18 protein-coding genes are annotated in these 15938 nt (G+C 49.4%); 4 read left to right on the top strand and 14 right to left on the bottom strand.

The window, feature by feature from the left end:
- Nucleotides 1–64: 64 nt before the first annotated feature.
- From NIA71_RS16625 to NIA71_RS16615, 3 genes are all read right to left on the bottom strand, one after another.
- The gene (locus NIA71_RS16625; protein WP_253021005.1) at nt 65–1300 is read right to left on the bottom strand and encodes a M20 family metallo-hydrolase; all 1236 of its coding nucleotides are present in this window, start codon (nt 1298–1300) and stop codon (nt 65–67) included.
- Nucleotides 1278–2678: a dihydropyrimidinase gene (gene hydA, locus NIA71_RS16620; protein WP_253021004.1), complete on the bottom strand. Its 1401-nt coding sequence runs from the start codon at nt 2676–2678 to the stop codon at nt 1278–1280. The genes NIA71_RS16625 and hydA overlap by 23 nt, the downstream gene beginning before the upstream one ends.
- A 101-nt stretch (nt 2679–2779) precedes the next feature.
- The gene (locus NIA71_RS16615) at nt 2780–2941 is read right to left on the bottom strand and encodes a TetR-like C-terminal domain-containing protein (protein WP_253021003.1); all 162 of its coding nucleotides are present in this window, start codon (nt 2939–2941) and stop codon (nt 2780–2782) included.
- A gap of 187 nt (nt 2942–3128) precedes the next feature.
- Here NIA71_RS16615 and NIA71_RS16610 point away from each other — a divergent pair, with 187 nt between their 5' ends.
- A complete protein-coding gene (locus NIA71_RS16610; protein ID WP_253021002.1) occupies nt 3129–3278 on the top strand; it encodes a hypothetical protein in 150 nt (49 codons plus the stop codon).
- Nucleotides 3279–3301: 23 nt separating this feature from the next.
- The gene (locus tag NIA71_RS16605) at nt 3302–4210 is read left to right on the top strand and encodes an ABC transporter permease (protein ID WP_253021001.1); all 909 of its coding nucleotides are present in this window, start codon (nt 3302–3304) and stop codon (nt 4208–4210) included.
- 60 nt (nt 4211–4270) lie between these two features.
- Here the strand turns inward: NIA71_RS16605 and NIA71_RS16600 are convergent, their stop codons facing one another.
- The 9 genes from NIA71_RS16600 to NIA71_RS16555 form a co-directional block, all read right to left on the bottom strand.
- Nucleotides 4271–4756: a peptidylprolyl isomerase gene (locus tag NIA71_RS16600; RefSeq protein ID WP_415270834.1), complete on the bottom strand. Its 486-nt coding sequence runs from the start codon at nt 4754–4756 to the stop codon at nt 4271–4273.
- Between the two features lie 49 nt (nt 4757–4805).
- Nucleotides 4806–5261, bottom strand: coding sequence for an NUDIX domain-containing protein (locus NIA71_RS16595; protein ID WP_148397518.1), 456 nt, complete (start codon nt 5259–5261; stop codon nt 4806–4808).
- Nucleotides 5252–5821, bottom strand: a complete 570-nt coding sequence (locus NIA71_RS16590; RefSeq protein ID WP_148397519.1) for a chromate transporter — start codon at nt 5819–5821, stop codon at nt 5252–5254. The genes NIA71_RS16595 and NIA71_RS16590 overlap by 10 nt, the downstream gene beginning before the upstream one ends.
- Entirely contained in the window at nt 5818–6393 is a 576-nt protein-coding gene (locus NIA71_RS16585; protein ID WP_148397520.1) for a chromate transporter, read from the bottom strand. The genes NIA71_RS16590 and NIA71_RS16585 overlap by 4 nt, the downstream gene beginning before the upstream one ends.
- Nucleotides 6365–7012 carry a trimeric intracellular cation channel family protein gene (locus tag NIA71_RS16580; protein WP_148397521.1) on the bottom strand — a complete coding sequence of 216 codons (648 nt, stop codon included), beginning with the start codon at nt 7010–7012 and terminating at the stop codon, nt 6365–6367. The genes NIA71_RS16585 and NIA71_RS16580 overlap by 29 nt, the downstream gene beginning before the upstream one ends.
- Nucleotides 7013–8740 carry a proline--tRNA ligase gene (locus NIA71_RS16575; RefSeq protein ID WP_253021000.1) on the bottom strand — a complete coding sequence of 576 codons (1728 nt, stop codon included), beginning with the start codon at nt 8738–8740 and terminating at the stop codon, nt 7013–7015.
- A 25-nt stretch (nt 8741–8765) separates the two neighbouring features.
- On the bottom strand, nt 8766–9911 hold the full coding sequence (ispD, locus tag NIA71_RS19990) for a 2-C-methyl-D-erythritol 4-phosphate cytidylyltransferase (RefSeq protein ID WP_269478796.1): 1146 nt from the start codon (nt 9909–9911) through the stop codon (nt 8766–8768).
- A gap of 13 nt (nt 9912–9924) precedes the next feature.
- On the bottom strand, nt 9925–11031 hold the full coding sequence (locus NIA71_RS16560; protein ID WP_148397524.1) for a PIN/TRAM domain-containing protein: 1107 nt from the start codon (nt 11029–11031) through the stop codon (nt 9925–9927).
- Nucleotides 11032–11124: 93 nt separating this feature from the next.
- A complete protein-coding gene (locus tag NIA71_RS16555; RefSeq protein WP_148397525.1) occupies nt 11125–11598 on the bottom strand; it encodes a CarD family transcriptional regulator in 474 nt (157 codons plus the stop codon).
- Nucleotides 11599–11835: 237 nt separating this feature from the next.
- On the opposite strand from NIA71_RS16555, the gene NIA71_RS16550 reads away from it, so the two are divergent.
- Nucleotides 11836–12507 (top strand): response regulator transcription factor, encoded by a 672-nt coding sequence (locus NIA71_RS16550; protein WP_148397526.1) that lies wholly within the window; start codon nt 11836–11838, stop codon nt 12505–12507.
- Nucleotides 12497–13918, top strand: a complete 1422-nt coding sequence (locus tag NIA71_RS16545; protein ID WP_148397527.1) for a sensor histidine kinase — start codon at nt 12497–12499, stop codon at nt 13916–13918. The genes NIA71_RS16550 and NIA71_RS16545 overlap by 11 nt, the downstream gene beginning before the upstream one ends.
- Before the next feature lies 1 nt (nt 13919).
- Here the strand turns inward: NIA71_RS16545 and NIA71_RS16540 are convergent, their stop codons facing one another.
- On the bottom strand, nt 13920–15290 hold the full coding sequence (locus tag NIA71_RS16540; protein ID WP_253020999.1) for an aldehyde dehydrogenase: 1371 nt from the start codon (nt 15288–15290) through the stop codon (nt 13920–13922).
- Nucleotides 15287–15931, bottom strand: a complete 645-nt coding sequence (gene mobB, locus NIA71_RS16535; RefSeq protein ID WP_253020998.1) for a molybdopterin-guanine dinucleotide biosynthesis protein B — start codon at nt 15929–15931, stop codon at nt 15287–15289. Before mobB ends, NIA71_RS16540 begins: the two co-directional genes overlap by 4 nt.
- Nucleotides 15932–15938: the final 7 nt, after the last annotated feature.

Below are 15938 nucleotides of genomic sequence, written 5' to 3'. Positions count from 1 at the left end.
TCTTGCTTCTATTGTGTACCATTATGGTACATTCTATAAATGAAAGGAGCATTAAAATTTTCTTTTATTTCGCGCCGGTCAAATCAGAAGCCAGATCGAGCAGAAACTGTGCTCCCAGAATCAAATCTTCCTTTTTGGTATCTTCCTCTGGTACGTGACTTCTGCCGCCAATACTGGGTACAAAGATCATTCCTGTTCTGGCATGGTTTGCGATCATACAGGCATCGTGTACCGCGCCGCTGTCCATCACTTGATGAGGAATTCTTTTCTTTTCCGCCAGCCCTTTCATAGTCTCAATCAGCCCAGTGTCAAGGCTGAGGGGCTTGGATGACGATGTTCTTGTTATCTGGCAGTCCACGCCTCTTTGGCTGCAAATTTCTTTGAACGCCGCTGTAATACGATCCATATAGGTCTGAATTTTTTTGTTGTCCCGATCCCTAACCTCCAAGGTAAACCGGGCTTTTTCCGGGATCACGTTGGAGCAGTCCGGTTCTGCGTGGATGCGTCCCACGGTTACCACACTTATTCCATCCGGCCTGACCATGTCTTCTGCGGCCAGAATGCACTGGGCGGCAGCGCAAAGGGCGTCTTTGCGATCGACCATGGGCGTTGCTCCCGCATGGTTGCCCACGCCTTTTATTTCAACCTCAATGACTTGCATACCGAAAATGGCCTCAACGATTCCCAGAGGCAGTCCCTTTCTCTCCAGCACCGGGCCCTGCTCAATATGCAGTTCCAGCATAGCCTCAATTTGAGCGAAATCCCACCTGACCGCTTCAAGGTCCGCCGGAGATGGATCTCCCAAAATGGTTCTCAGGGAAATGTCTTGGTCGTTCTTCAGCTTATCCAGATCAGGGTCGCCGTAGCTGCCGGTAATAAATTTGCTGCCAGTCATGGTGGATCCGAAGTTGGATCCCTCTTCCTCGGCAAAGATCACCAGTTCCAGATTGCGGTTAAGCTGGCAGTCCTTCAAAGCCCGCAGAACCGCAAGTCCTCCTGTGACGCCGTAGATTCCGTCCAGCCAGCCGCCGTTTCTCACTGTGTCCACATGGGATCCAATTACGACCCGCTTGCACTCCGGCTTGTTCTGGGGCATATGAATGCGTACGTTTTTCAGCGCGTCCGTTTCGATCCGGCAGCCCAGAGCCTTTGCCTGTTCAAAGAGATATTCCCTGGCCTTTTTATCCTGCGTCCCATAAGAAAATCTGGTAACGCCGCTGCCTGGCGTATCGGTAAAGTCCCTCAATACAAGCAGGTCCTGCAGCAGTCGCTTCCCATCAATCTTCATAAGCTGCGCCATAAGGTTTTCCAGGCACGAATCTGCCCTGTCCTTTCTGTCCCACATAGGTGCCGTTATCGACGATCTTCATGCCTCTGAGGAATACGGTCTCCGGACGGCCTTTCTGCTCGAATCCTTCGAATGGGCTGTAATCAACGCCTTCCAGGTTATTTTGGGCGCTCATGATTCCCCGGTATTCCGGATCAAAGACAACCAGGTCGGCATCGTAGCCCACATCGATGTGTCCTTTTGTATCCAGACCGTTGATTTTCGCCGGCATGGTGGAGAAAAGATCGACCAGTCTTGTTCTGGAAATTTTTCCTTCGCAAACGCCGTAGGTCCAGAGAATGTTCAGCCGGTTCTGCAGGCTCGGTGCTCCGTTGGGGATATCGGCAAAGGACTTGCCTTCGCCAAAGCCCATATGTTTTTGCTCTGCGAAGTCAAAGCCGCAGTGGTCGGAGCTGATGGCGTTGAGCCACTTTCTGTCCACAGCCTGCCATAGCGCCTGACGATGCTCCGCCGTACGCAGTGCCGGCGAACAGACATATTTGGCTCCTTCAAAGTTGGGCCGCGCCAGATCTTCCGTATCCAGCACCAGATAGTGGGAGCAGGTTTCTCCGAAGACAGCTTGTCCCCGATTATATGCCTGTTTGATTTCCTCCAGCGCTTCCTTACAAGTTACGTGGACCACATAAAGCGGTGCTCCCGCCAGCTCGGCCAGATAGATGGCTCTTCTGGTGGCTTCCGCTTCCACAACCGGTGGTCTGGACACAGCATGGTAGTACGGCTCCGTCTTTCCTTCCGCGATGAGCTGTTTGGTGAGGACATCGATCATATCCGCGTTTTCCGCATGGACCATGATTGTAACGCCGGCCTCTTTTCCCTTGCGCAGCGCCTTTAAAATGGCATCGTCATCCGCATGGAAGAACATGCCTTTATATGCCATGAACAGTTTCATAGTCGGATATCCCGCTTCTGCCAGCTTGGGAATCTCTTCGATCACTTCGTCTCTTGGATCGGTCATAACGCTGTGAAAACCGTAGTCCACCATGGCGATCCCATCGGCGTCGGAAGCCTTGTATGCTTCCAGGGTTTCGATCAGCCCTTTTCCTTTTTCCTGATTAACGAATTCAATTAAGGTGGTGGTTCCGCCTACCGCGGCAGCGTTGGAGGTCTCGAAGCCCCGCACTTTACTGCCATTGTAGGTAAAGGAGAAATGTACATGCTGGTCAACTCCTCCGGGCAGAACATATTTACCGGTAGCGTCGACAACTTCGTCATCCGGCCGATGCCCCAGCTTGGCGCCGATGGCAATGATCTTTCCGCCGGCTATATACACGTCGCCTTTGAATTCATTTTCTGCAGTAACGATCGTCCCGTTCTTAATTAATACTCCCATAGTCGGTTCCTCCTTTTTCATCATAATCATATTTTATCATGGAATTTTTAAGAAAGGTAGCGTTTTCTAAAAATTCCAAAAAAAGAGAGGTCCTGATGATCTCAGTTTTTTGCCTCCCTTACCGCTAATTCCACCAGGCAGTGCATCGGGCCCCGCAAGTTTGCTGCTTCTATGAGTCCGGCCAGCTTCCTGCTGCTGATGTTCCGGCCATTTTCCAGCCACAGGGTGAGCATTCCGATTTGGGCGCTGGCAATGTATTCCATCTGCCTTCTTTTCTTTTGGTGCTGCTATTGGGATACGGCATTTTTGTCTGTATCGGCATGTGCATCGGCATTTATATCAAGTCAACGCTGACTGCTTTTCTGATATCCCTAGTCACTGCTCTGACGCTATGGGTCGGGGGGCGGCGGCTTTGGCTCCCTCTCGTATTTTGGGAGCGTGGCAAATCTCTTGGGCGATATCAACCCTGTGACCTATGCCATCGAAATCGTGCGCTGGTGCTATTTTAACGGCACAATCGACCGGACCGCGGATTTTGGAGCCTTATGTCTTTCCTTTATTCTGGCATTTGTGCTGATTACGATTTCCTACATCAGATGAATCCGCAGCGAGGAGGTGGAAAGATGAAACTGTTTACTGCTGAATTTAAAAAATTATTGCTGCTTTTCAGGGCGGATCCAAAGTCCATCGCAGCAGGTGTCATTGCGCCAACCATCATCCTGATCATATTTGCCCTGACCTTTGGGAACTTTTCATCCCTCAGGCTGGCTTATGTAAATGAAGATCCCGGCACATACGGAAAGGTACTTGAAAAATCCATTTTCAGCCAAATTTCACCATTGGGAGACAAACCATATTTTGAAGAAGTCAAAGAGGGTCGTGAAGCGGCCATGGACTTGTATCAACAGGGAAAGGTCAACGGTGTGGTCCTTGTGAGCGGAGATTTCAGCGGCAAATTGGAAGGCGGCGGCAACGCGGATATTTCCTATTTCTTTAATAACTACAATTCGGATATGGCAAAGAACCTGCGCTTATATCTCAACGAAGGAATTCTGGACTTTTACCGGGCCACGGATAAAAATCTGCAAGTGGAAGTGGAAGAAATCCTCAATGTGGAAACCCAGTTGGATTGGTTTCATATTATTGCGGTGGCGGTATTCCTCCTTGCCTTTTTATTAGGGTCCATGTTCAATGTTTTGTATTTGCTGTACAAGGAAAAAACCTACAATACCTTGTTTGAATACCAATTGTCGCCCCGAAGCATAATGACCGCGGCCGTGATCTTATGGTTTCTTTCCGGTGCGACAGGCTCCATTAAATATACCACCGGCCTGTTGAAAAGCGCTGCCCTCTGCATTCCAAACACCTATGGATTAAGCCAGATCAGAGGCGAAGTTTTTTCCATGGATCCGTCGGTCTGCGGCATGCTGAGTTTTCGGGAAGGCTGGCTGATTATGATTGGGTATCTGGTAGTATCTGTGTTCGCCGCAGCTTACGTGTATCGAAAAAGGCTTGCCTGTGTGGTCAAATAAAAAAATTTACAAAAAAGCCCGGCAATAAACTTGCCGGGCCCTCCACTTAAACGATCTCTTTTATTCCGCGTCCTCAACCGTAACTTTTTTCATCACCTGCGGTTCAGCCGGCTTATCGTTAAAACCGGTTTTCACGCTGACAATTTTGTCGGCCGCTTCCATACCTTCGGTAATCTTGCCGAAAGCCGCATACTGGCCGTCCAGGTGGGGCGCAGGGGCTACCATGATAAAGAACTGGGAGCCCGCCGAGTTGGGATCCATGGCTCTGGCCATGGACAGAACGCCCCGCTCATGGGCCAGATCATTGGTAAAGCCGTTGCCTGTAAATTCTCCCTTAATGGTGTACCCGGGACCGCCCATTCCTGTTCCGTCCGGGCAGCCGCCCTGGATCATGAAGCCGGGAATGACCCTGTGGAAGGTCAGTCCGTCATAGAATCCTTCTCCCGCCAGCTTTTCAAAGTTGGCAACTGTTTCCGGCGCCACGTCAGGATAAAGTTCCCCCTTCATCACATCACCGTTTTCCATTTCAATTTTTACAAGTTTCATATTCATTCTCCTTTATCAACTCGGTCCGGGGACAGCCTTGTCCTCCTGATCAAGTTCTTATTTTAAAAGCATTATAGCCATAATAATCTTCTTCCAGGAATCTCCACAGCTCATCTTTCAGGTACTCCGGATACAGCACCTCCAAATGGCACATTTCTTCCCGGGACATAAAGCGCACTTCTCTCAGCACCTGTGAGTTTTCATCGAATTCCGGGTCAGATCCCAGTTCTAAATTGCCTCCCACCAACTGGGCCAGAAAGAAATTGACAAAGCGCTGGCCCCGTTTTTCCGAAACCTCTTCCACATGCCAGATCAGTTTTCCCATCTCCACCTGCAGGCCGGTTTCTTCCAGGACTTCCCGCACACCGGCCTGGCTGGAGGTCTCTCCTTCTTCAATGCCGCCGCCGGGCACCATCCAGATGTCCCTGCCTTCGTGATGCTGCCGCACCATGAGAACTCGTTTTTGATCATCCAGTATAATTACTCTTACGCCGCCTACCCACATACTACTGCTCCTACTACTGCCATTAAAATCGTAATTTTAATGGGACTCACTTTGAACTTCCCCGCCAGAATCAAGGTCACCGCAAAAATGACGCAGGGAATCGGATTGATATAAGATCCGGGATTTGTAAATATTTTTGTGGAAAAGAGTTCCCCATTGACCAGTGAAGTTTCGGCCACAAAGATGGCTGCCGCACCAATGAGCCCCACCGTTACCGGTCGAATGCCCAGGAACGCACCTTCCAGCCCTTTGCTTTCTTTGAACTTTTCCATAAACTTCATGACAATCAGAATCAGCACGAAGGAAGGCAGACACACGCCCAGGGTAGCGATCATCGCTCCCGGAAGGCCCGCGTAGTTAAGGCCCACGTAAGTGGCCGCGTTAACGGCGATGGGACCGGGCGTTACTTGGGAAAGGGCCACCAAGTTGGAAAATTCATGAGCCGACATGATCCCGAAATCCTGGACGCTCTGAAAGATCAAAGGCAGCATGGCGAGCCCGCCGCCAAAGCTGAACAAACCGATGCGAAAGAACATGGAAAACAGATACGCATAAATCATTTTTCTGCCCTCCTGTGTTCACGGATAATCAGATAGAGAATTCCGGCTGCCGCTCCGGCAATAATCGCCCAAAGAGCGGTGATTCGAAATATTGCGATGGCCGCAAAGGCTGCGATCGCCGCGATCCAGGTAAAGGGATCCTTTAAAACCTGTTTCCCCAGCTTGCAGGCCGATACGATGACCAGGCCGCATACCGCCGCCTTGATCCCGGTAAAGGCTCCGTCTACATATTTGTTCTGTCCCACGGTTCCCAGCAGAGTCACAACTGCGATGATAATCAGAAAGGAGGGCATGATCACCCCCAGGGTCGCTGCCAATGAACCTGTAATCCCATTGCGGCGTCTGCCGATGTAGGTGGCGCTGTTGATGGCAATCACACCGGGCATGGCCTGGCTGACCGCCAGACAATCGATCATATCCTCAGCATCCATCCATTTTTTATCCTCTACCGCCACCTTCTGAATCAATGGCAGCATAGCCATTCCGCCGCCGATGGTGAAAAGGCCGATCTTAAAAAATTCCCAGAAGAGACTTGCGTGTTCTTTAATTGCCGTCTTTTTGCTCTTCGTCATCACTTTCCTCAATCCGTTTTACTTTTGCCAAATGCCAGTTCATTTTAATGGCGATCAGCCGCACTGCAAGGGTCACGCCAAAGCAGATATACATGGCCAGGCGAACCTGATTCAGATAATAGTAAGCCCCCATGAAGGCGGCTGCCCCGATGATGCACGCCACCGCATAGACTTCTTTTCTGAACACAAAAGGAATCCTTTTGGCGAAAACATCCCGCAGAATGCCGCCGCCGGTTCCTGTGAGCACCGCTAAGGTTATGACCACGAAAGGCGTATAGACTTCATGGACCAAAGCGGCCTCAGCGCCGATGGCGGTAAAGGCAGCCAGACCGATGGCATCAAAAAACAAAACAATGTGCTGATGTCTGACAAATTTTTTATAGAACAGAATCACCACTGCCGCAGTACCGATGCTGATGAGCACGTACAGCGGGTTTGCCAACGCCAAAGGCAGAGGCAGATTAATGAGGATATCCCGCAGAATGCCGCCGCCCACCGATGTGATAATCGCTAGAAAAGCGATTCCGTAATAGTCCAGCTCTTTTTCAATGGCAACCAGGGCCCCGGAAACAGCAAATGCTACAGTACCGATGATCTCCATCAAAGAAAGAAACTCCATTTATTTCTCCTTGTTCACGATTTCGATTGCCCGCTGAACTCCTTCTTCCGCGGAAATCTCTTCCTTGTCTGCATCTCTTCTCAACTTATATTCGATCATGCCGTCTGCTGCGCCTCTTCCTACGGTGATCCGAACCGGAATACCCAGAAGATCCGCATCTTTAAATTTGACGCCGGGGCGTTCTTTCCGATCATCCAGCAGCACTTCCACCCCTGCGGCTTCCAATTCGCCGCTGATGCGTTCCGCCAGCTCCATCTGTGTCTCATCGTTTTCTTTCATCACGGTGATGATCACATGATAAGGAGCGACGGACATGGGCCAGATAATTCCATTTTCATCGTGATGCTGTTCGACAACGGCCGCCAGGGTTCTGGTCACGCCGATGCCGTAGCAGCCCATTACAATCAGCTGATCCTGCTGGTTCTCGTCTTTATAAGTAGCGCCCATGGACTCGCTGTACTTGGTTCCCAGTTTAAAAACCTGGCCCACCTCAATACCGCGGGCATGTTTGATCGGCGCACCGCATACCGGGCATGGATCGCCCGCTTTCAGGGTCTTGATATCGGTTATGATATCCGCTTTATAATCTCTGCCATAGTTGACGTTTTTCAAATGGTGATCCACTTTGCAGGCACCGGCGCAGAGGTTCTTCAGCCCCGGCAGCTCACTGTCAACGACAATGGTACAATCGTGAAGCTTTGTCGGTCCGGTAAATCCGCCTACGCAGCCCGTGGCATCACCCATTTTTTCCTCGTCTGCAAACTCAATCGAATGCTCCGGAATCTTGAGTGCGTTGATCAGCTTGGTCATGTTCAGTTCTCGGTCTCCTCTGACAAACGCTGCCACATAACCGTTTTCTTTTCCCTCTTCATCATAGGTAACAAAGAGCAGAGCCTTGATGGTCTCCTCCTGTTTGATGCCTAGAAAATCGGCCACTTCTTCAATGGTCTTGGTTCCCGGGGTATGAACTTCTTCCATGGGCAGCTCCGTTTCCGAGAAAGCCGGCGCATCCACACATGCAGCTCGTTCCACGGTCGCTGCCATCTGGCATTTTTCACAGTAAGCGATCTCGCTTTCGCCCACCTCGGAGAGAGCCGTGAATTCATGGGAATTGCTTCCGCCGATGGCTCCCGTATCCGCTTCAACCGGACGGAAGGTCAGGCCGCAGCGGGTGAAAATTTTCTCATAAGCTTCATACATCTCTTCATAGCTTTTATCAAGTCCCGCCTGGTCCTTATCAAAGGAATAGGCGTCCTTCATGATGAATTCTCTGCTTCTCATCAGTCCGAAACGAGGGCGGGCTTCATCCCGGTATTTGGTCTGAATCTGGTATAAATTCAGAGGCAGCTGACGGTAGGAAGAAACATCGCTGCGTATGATATCCGTAAAGATTTCTTCATGGGTCGGCCCCAGACAAAAGTCCCTGCCGTTGCGGTCTTTCAGTCTCCAAAGCTCCGGTCCATAGGCGTACCATCTGCCGGATTCTTCCCAGAGTTCGGCCGGCTGTACGGCCGACATATGGATTTCCTGTCCTCCGGCCCGATCCATCTCTTGGCGTATAATCTCTTCTATTTTACGAAGGGATCTCCATCCAAGAGGCATAAACCCGTAGACACCGGAAACCAGTTTGCGTATCATACCGGTTCGAAGCAGCAGAATATGGCTCGGTATTTCGGCCTCGTTGGGTACTTCTCTCAAGGTTTTCAAATGCATGTTCGATAGTCTCATTTTCTTGCGTTATCTCCTTTTTGTGTTATCTATAAAGCAGGCAGACCGCCTGCGCCGCAATGCCTTCTTCCCGTCCGACAAACCCCAGCTTTTCGGTGGTCGTCCCTTTGATGTTTATCTTGCTTTTGTCGATTTCCAGCGCTTCCCCAATCTTTTCGGTCATATCGTCAATGTACGATTTGATCTTGGGACGCTCCGCCATCACGGTAATGTCCACATTGCTGATCCCGTAGAATTCCTCGTCGATGAGCTTTTTCACCTTTTCCAGGAGTTTCATACTGGAAATGTCCTTATATTGGGGATCGTTATCGGGAAAGTGTCTGCCGATATCTCCCAGAGCGGCAGCGCCCAACAGGGCGTCCATCAAAGCGTGAATCAGCACATCCGCATCCGAATGGCCAAGCAGCCCCTTTTCAAAGGGAATCTCAACGCCGCCCAGGATCAAGGGCCTTCCTTCCGTCAGACGATGCACGTCAAAGCCTGCTCCTATTCTGCTTTCCATAGGCATATCCTCTTTCGTCGTAATTTTTATATTGTCATACTGACCCATCACCAGCTCAACGGGCTGTCCGATCCGTTCCACCAGGCTGGCATCATCCGTACCGTAGTAGCCATCGGAAAATGCCTGCTCATAAGCCTCCATTAAAATGGATTTTTTGAAGCCCTGGGGCGTTTGGACTGAATACAGGTTCTTGCGTTCAACGTTGTAGCTGCTCTCGCCTTCACCTCTGCGAATGCTGTTCTTAACCGGGACACAGGCAATGGCAGCGCCTACGCCGGCAGCTGCCTGGACCACATAATCGATGGTTTCCTGACTGACAAAAGGCCTTGCTCCATCATGGACCAGCACGTATTCCACGCCGGGCCGGCAGCGATTTACCTCCTGCAGTGCTTGGTATACGGAATCCTGCCGTTCCTTTCCGCCCTCGACGACGGACACCACCTTATCCAGCCTATAGTCCTCTTTCATTTGCAGGCAGTACGGTATGTAATCCTTATTAGTAACAATAAAAATATAGTCGATATAGGGAGCGCTGCAAAAGGCATGCAACGTTTTCAGCAAGATCGGTTCGCCTCCAATTTTCAGGTACTGCTTAGGAACGTCGCTGCCCATACGTCTGCCCAGCCCGGCAGCTGCGATAATAGCGGCGATTTTTTTATTGTTGTACATTTGCGGTCTCCTACTATTTTACGCGGGGTTTGGCAAAGATCATTCTTCCGGCTGATGTCTGCAGCACGCTGGTGACTAACACCTTGATCGTCTTTCCGATATAGCGTCTGCCTTCTTCTACGACAATCATCGTTCCGTCGTCCAAATATGCGACGGCCTGGTTGTTCTCTTTTCCTTCTTTTACCAGGAACAGTGTCATTTCTTCTCCCGGCAGTACCACCGGCTTGAGAGTATTTGCCAGTTCATTGATATTCAGCACATCCACGCCCTTAATTCCAGCTACTTTGTTCAGATTAAAATCGTTTGTAACTACCTTGCCGTTCATGATCTGGGCCAGCTTCAAAAGCTTTACGTCCACTTCCGGAATTTCATCCAGAGCTTTTTCTGATGCCGTATTATAAATTTCGATGCCATAATCGCCTTGAATTTTATTTAGGATGTCCAACCCGCGGCGTCCGCGATTTCGTTTCAATGAATCCGATGAATCGGCAATGTGCCGCAGCTCAACGAGTACAAATTCAGGAATTACAATCGGTCCTTCAATGAATCCGGTCTTCATAATATCGGCGATCCTGCCGTCGATAATCACGCTGGTATCAAAAATCTTGGGCGTAGCATCATGCTTCCCCTTGCCCTTTCCTCCCGAGCTTCCAGCTTTTTTGGATGTGAACCAGGCTGCGCGGATGTCCGGCCCCTTTCTGGTGGCAATGACAACGCCCAAAAATCCCAAGACAAAATAGGTAATAATGTTCAAAACCACATCCAGGATCGGGTTCATAACTCCCACGTAAATTCTACTGATCAGGTAGGCAATAATTAATCCTGCGATCAGTCCTACCGTGCCCATGACAATATCATTGGTAGAAATTTTCTGCAGATCCGTCTCAATGTTATCTGCAACCTTGCTGCTCTGTTTTCCCAGCGTAGGTGTCAACCTGAAAAATATTAATCCAAAGATAAGTACGAATAAAGCAGCCACGCAGAGTTCCTGCGTGCTGGACAGGTTGATTTTTTCCCCGTAATCGGACAGTCCAACTAGAAACTTAGCCAATAAAAATACACCATAGCCTACTATGGCGCCTACGATCGAAAAAACAACTCGCATTAATTTTTTCAGCATCCCTTCACCTCCTTTCCCCATATTCGGTTACATGTTCGGTATAGCCTCTTTGTTCACAAGCGGCCCGCAGGCCTTATTAACGGAGCCTGTAGATTATACAGCTTCGTCAATAAGAACGTCGGCCTTGGCCGTATCCATGCCCCCTGCCAGAACCATTTCGCTCAGCAGGATCTGTCTTGCATTGGTAAGCATCTTTTTCTCTCCCGTAGACAGCTTTTTCTTTCGGTCCGTACGAGTCAGGTTTCTTACAACCTCTGCTACCTCGACCGCGTTACCGGTCTTTAATTTTTCCATGTTTTCGCGGTACCGCCGATTCCAGTTATGCGGCATTTCTGAAGATACGTCGGCCAATACGGAAAGAATCGTCTGGATCTCTTCCGCACTGATGATATATCTTACGCCAATCTCATCACTGGTATCCACCGGTATCATGATCTTCATGTCACCGCAAGGCACATTCAGGACATAGTACTCTCTGTGTTCGCCCAGGATCTCTTTTTCTTCGATTTTCTCGATGATCCCGGCACCATGCATTGGATATACAATTTTATCACCTATGGTATACATACTACTTACCTCCAGTCTATACCTAATATTAAGTATAAGTCACCTTTTACAGGTATGTCAAGTAAATAAATTGTTAATTTTATCATAAGGATTTTTGACTGTCAACTAAAAATTTAATCAAAATTTCCAGATGTTTTAAAATAATTATGATACAATAACTACATACCTATCACACAAAAGTCACATAATGACGCTATTGTGTAGAATAGGAATTCAGAATCGGGGAGGAGACTGTCTATGTCAAAAATTTTAGTTGTGGATGATGAACAGAAAATACGAGAGGTTATTCGAGAATATTCGGAATTCAACGGATTTGAGGTTACAGAGGCCGCTGACGGTATGACTGCTGTGGGTCTTTGCAAGCTCAACGATTATGATTTGATCATCATGGATATCATGATGCCCAAGCTTGACGGATTCACCGCCTGCAAGGAGATCAAAAAGATTAAGGATATTCCTATTATCATGCTTTCCGCCAGAAGCGAGGAGTACGATAAGTTGTTCGGCTTTGAGCTGGGGATCGACGATTACGTGGTCAAACCCTTCAGCCCCAAGGAACTGATGGCCAGGGTCAATGCCGTGCTTTCAAGACGTCAGGGCGGCTCTCAGACACAGCCCCAGGTTTTGGAATTTGAGGGGCTATGCATTAACATCGCGGCCAGAACCGTCACCGTGGATGGGGAAAAAATTGAATTGACGCCTAAGGAATATGACCTTTTGTTCTATCTGGTGGAGAACAGAAACATTGCCCTGTCCAGGGACAAACTGCTGTCCGACATTTGGGGATACGACTTTTTCGGCGATGACCGCACCATCGACACCCACATCAAAAATCTCAGAAACAATCTTGGAAAATATCGTGACTACATCGTCACGCTCAGGGGAGTAGGTTATAAATTTGAAGTTTAAGATCGACGTAAACAGTATAAAATTTAAAGTATGTTTATACTTTATCATATTTGCCGTTTTGCTCATGCTGGTGCTCTGGTTCCTGCAGGTTTTATTTCTCAACACCTTCTATGTGACCATGAAAAAGGCCAAGACAGAAAAAGTGGTCACCACCATTGAGGAGGCGTATGAAAAGGATGATTTGAGCGCCTTTTATACCAATATGAACAATTTGGCTGATTCGGTGGATATGACCATCTATATCACCCAACTAGGCGGCGCGCCGTTTTTTGCTTCCTTCCGCGATAATTATCCCCGGGATTACAGCTACGAAATGCAGCGGGTGCGGGAAGAGATGGAGCTGAAACATCAGACTTCCGTTCAGCTTCCCATCGGCAAAGGAAAAGATTCCAAAAGAATGCTGGCCTGCGGAACATTACTTTTAGCCGAGGCTGACAAGCCGGATTTAATTGCCTATGTGTTTTCTCCGCTGTGGCCGGTTTCGACCACCATCGAAATATTGACCAACCAGCTGGCCTACGTCACCGCCATATCTCTGGCCCTGGCCCTGATCCTAGCCATCTACCTGGCCACCCGTATCACTACGCCGATCCGGAATATTACCAATTCAGCCGGAAAACTGGCTCAGGGACAATACGGCGTCGTTTTCAAAGGGGGCCACTATACGGAACTGAACAATCTGGCAGACACGCTGACCCGGGCTTCCATTGAACTGGAAAAGTCGACGATGCTCCAGAAGGATTTGATCGCCAACGTTTCCCACGATCTGCGGACTCCGCTGACCATGGTCAAGTCTTATGCGGAAATGATCCGCGATCTTTCCGGAGACAATCCCAAAAAAAGAAACGCCCACCTCCAGGTCATCATCGACGAGGCGGACAGGCTAAACCTTTTGGTAAACGACATGCTGACCTTATCGAGAATGCAGTCGGGCGCTATTGTCATCAAGAAAACCCATTTTAACATCAAAGAAGCAGTGGAAGGCATTCTGCTGTCCTACAAGCTTCTGATGGAGGAAGACGGCTATAACATTAATTTGGACTGCCGCGGCGACATTCTGGTGGATGCGGATCCGGAAAGGATGAAACAGGTATTCTCCAATCTGATCAACAACGCGCTCAAGTTCTGCGGAGAAGATAAAACCGTCAATGTAGTTATTAAAAAACGAGGCCGCCACGTACTATGCCAGGTGCAGGATCACGGAGTCGGTATCCCGGCGGAAGAACTGCCTCATATCTGGGAACGGTATTATAAAGCCAGCTCCAACATGGTCCGTTCCACCACCGGAACAGGTCTGGGTCTTTCCATCGTAAAGGAAATTCTTTCTCTGCACAAGGCCAATTACGGCGTTGACAGCACTCTGGGAGAAGGAACTTCCTTCTGGTTCGAATTGGATGTGGCCCTCAAATAACTTATTTGATAAACGCACGGACGATCTTTGTTTTCCACCGGGCATAAGGCGCATAGCGGAACGGGAGATCGATCCAGGTCTTTTTGTCCACCAGGCTTTTGTAATGGGTAAAGGTGTCGAATCCGGTCTTTCCGTGATAGGCGCCCATACCGCTTTCTCCCACGCCGCCAAAGCCCATGCTGGTGGAAGCTAAGTGAATAATCGTATCATTGATGCATCCGCCCCCAAAGGCAATTTCCTCAGTCAGTTTTTCTTTAACCGACTTGTTCTGTGTAAATACATAGAGCGCCAGTGGGGTCGGATGCTTTTCGATCATCTTTATGGCCTCTTCGATATCGTCGAATTCTAAAACCGGCAGCACCGGTCCGAAAATTTCTTCCTGCATGACCGGACTTTCCATGGTCACATCCGTCAGCACAGTGGGCTCCATCCTCCGGCAATCATCGTATTTGCCGCCGATCCGGGCCGTCTGTCCCTGGATCAATCCGATCAGCCGCTGAAAATGTTTTTCATTGATGATATTGCCATAATCCGAATTGGCGAGGGGCATGGTGCCGAATTGGATGCGGATAGCTTTTTCTATATGGGCCAGGAGCTCATCTTTCACGTTTCGCTGCACCAGAAGATAATCCGGCGCCACACAGGTCTGACCCAAATTGAGAAACTTGCCAAAGACGATCCGCTTGGCAGCCAGCGGCAGGTTTGCCGTCTCGTCCACCACACAAGGGCTCTTTCCTCCCAGCTCCAGCGAAACAGGCGTCAAATGCCTGGCCGCCTTTTCCATAACCAGCCTTCCCACCGTTTTGCCGCCGGTGAAAAATATGTAGTCGAATTTTTGCTCCAACAGCAGGCTGTTAGCTTCCCGGCCGCCTTCCACCACTGTAACCAATTGGGGCGAAAAGGTCTTTTCCACCAGCCTGGCCATGATTCTGCTGGTATGGGCAGATGCGTTACCGGGCTTTAAAATGGCCGTATTTCCCGCTGCCAGGGCATCCACAAGGGGCGCCATGGTCAAGAGGAAAGGATAATTCCAGGGGCTCATGATCAGAACGGTTCCATAAGGGCAGGGCTTGACATAGCTTTTCGAGTGAAACTGTACCAGCGGAGTTTTTACCCGTTTTTCCTTTGCCAGCCCTTTCAAGTGCTTTTGCATGTATGAGATTTCCTCTAGAACCATTCCCACTTCGCTCATGTAGCCTTCGGGAGCGCTCTTCCCCAGGTCCTGTTTCAGTGCTTCCAAGATTTCGTATTCCATACTGCGAATCTTATTCTTGAGTGACTCCAGCGCTGATTCGCGGGCAGCGATGCTCCTGGTGGCTCCTGTTTTAAAATATGCCTTCTGGCAGTCCAAAATTTCTTTTATATCTCTCATCCTTTCACCCGGATTGCAATCTCTTTTCCTTCTTCATAGCCATCCAGCGCTTTCACCGCACCAATAACCACGTTTTTCAGCGTATTCTTAACAAATGGCACCATAGGAATTTCTACTCCGTCGATAGTCAGAATTACATCTGCCTCCTGTTTTTGTTCTTCAGTAGCTTTCTCGATTAAATCAGCCATTTTCTCTACCTCCTCTAAACAATTAATCACCGGAAGCCGGCCGTAATGGTCCAGTTTTCCGGAAATGATCCCCGATACAGCGATCACTTGATCGGTCATGCGTTTTGCCAGATCCTCCTCGGTCGCTCCGGTCAAAATTGCCGGGCAGTCTGCGCCGCTGTCGCCCTCCAGGATGACAAAATCCTCTTTATAATATTTCAGGACAGCGTCAATGTCCATCCTGCGCGACAGCAGGATGTCCGTCTCCTTCTCTCCCAGCGCAGTTACCCGCTGGGCCCCTGCCTGGGTGTGCTTATAGGTATCCGTCCCCGGATGATCCATGGCAAACTTCTCATAGTGAATATCCTTTACCGTTCCCACGCTGTATCCCCGCCTGCGCAGTTCTTTAATGATCTGCGTAACCGTGGTCGTTTTCCCTGTTTTTGAAAACCCTTTTACCATAATGACTCGCATCGCTATC

Source organism: Ihubacter massiliensis, assembly GCF_024125305.1.
In the GTDB taxonomy this organism is placed as follows: domain Bacteria; phylum Bacillota; class Clostridia; order Peptostreptococcales; family Anaerovoracaceae; genus Hominibacterium; species Hominibacterium faecale.
Note: the sequence above shows the minus strand (reverse complement) of the source record. Positions and strands in the feature narration are given on the sequence as shown.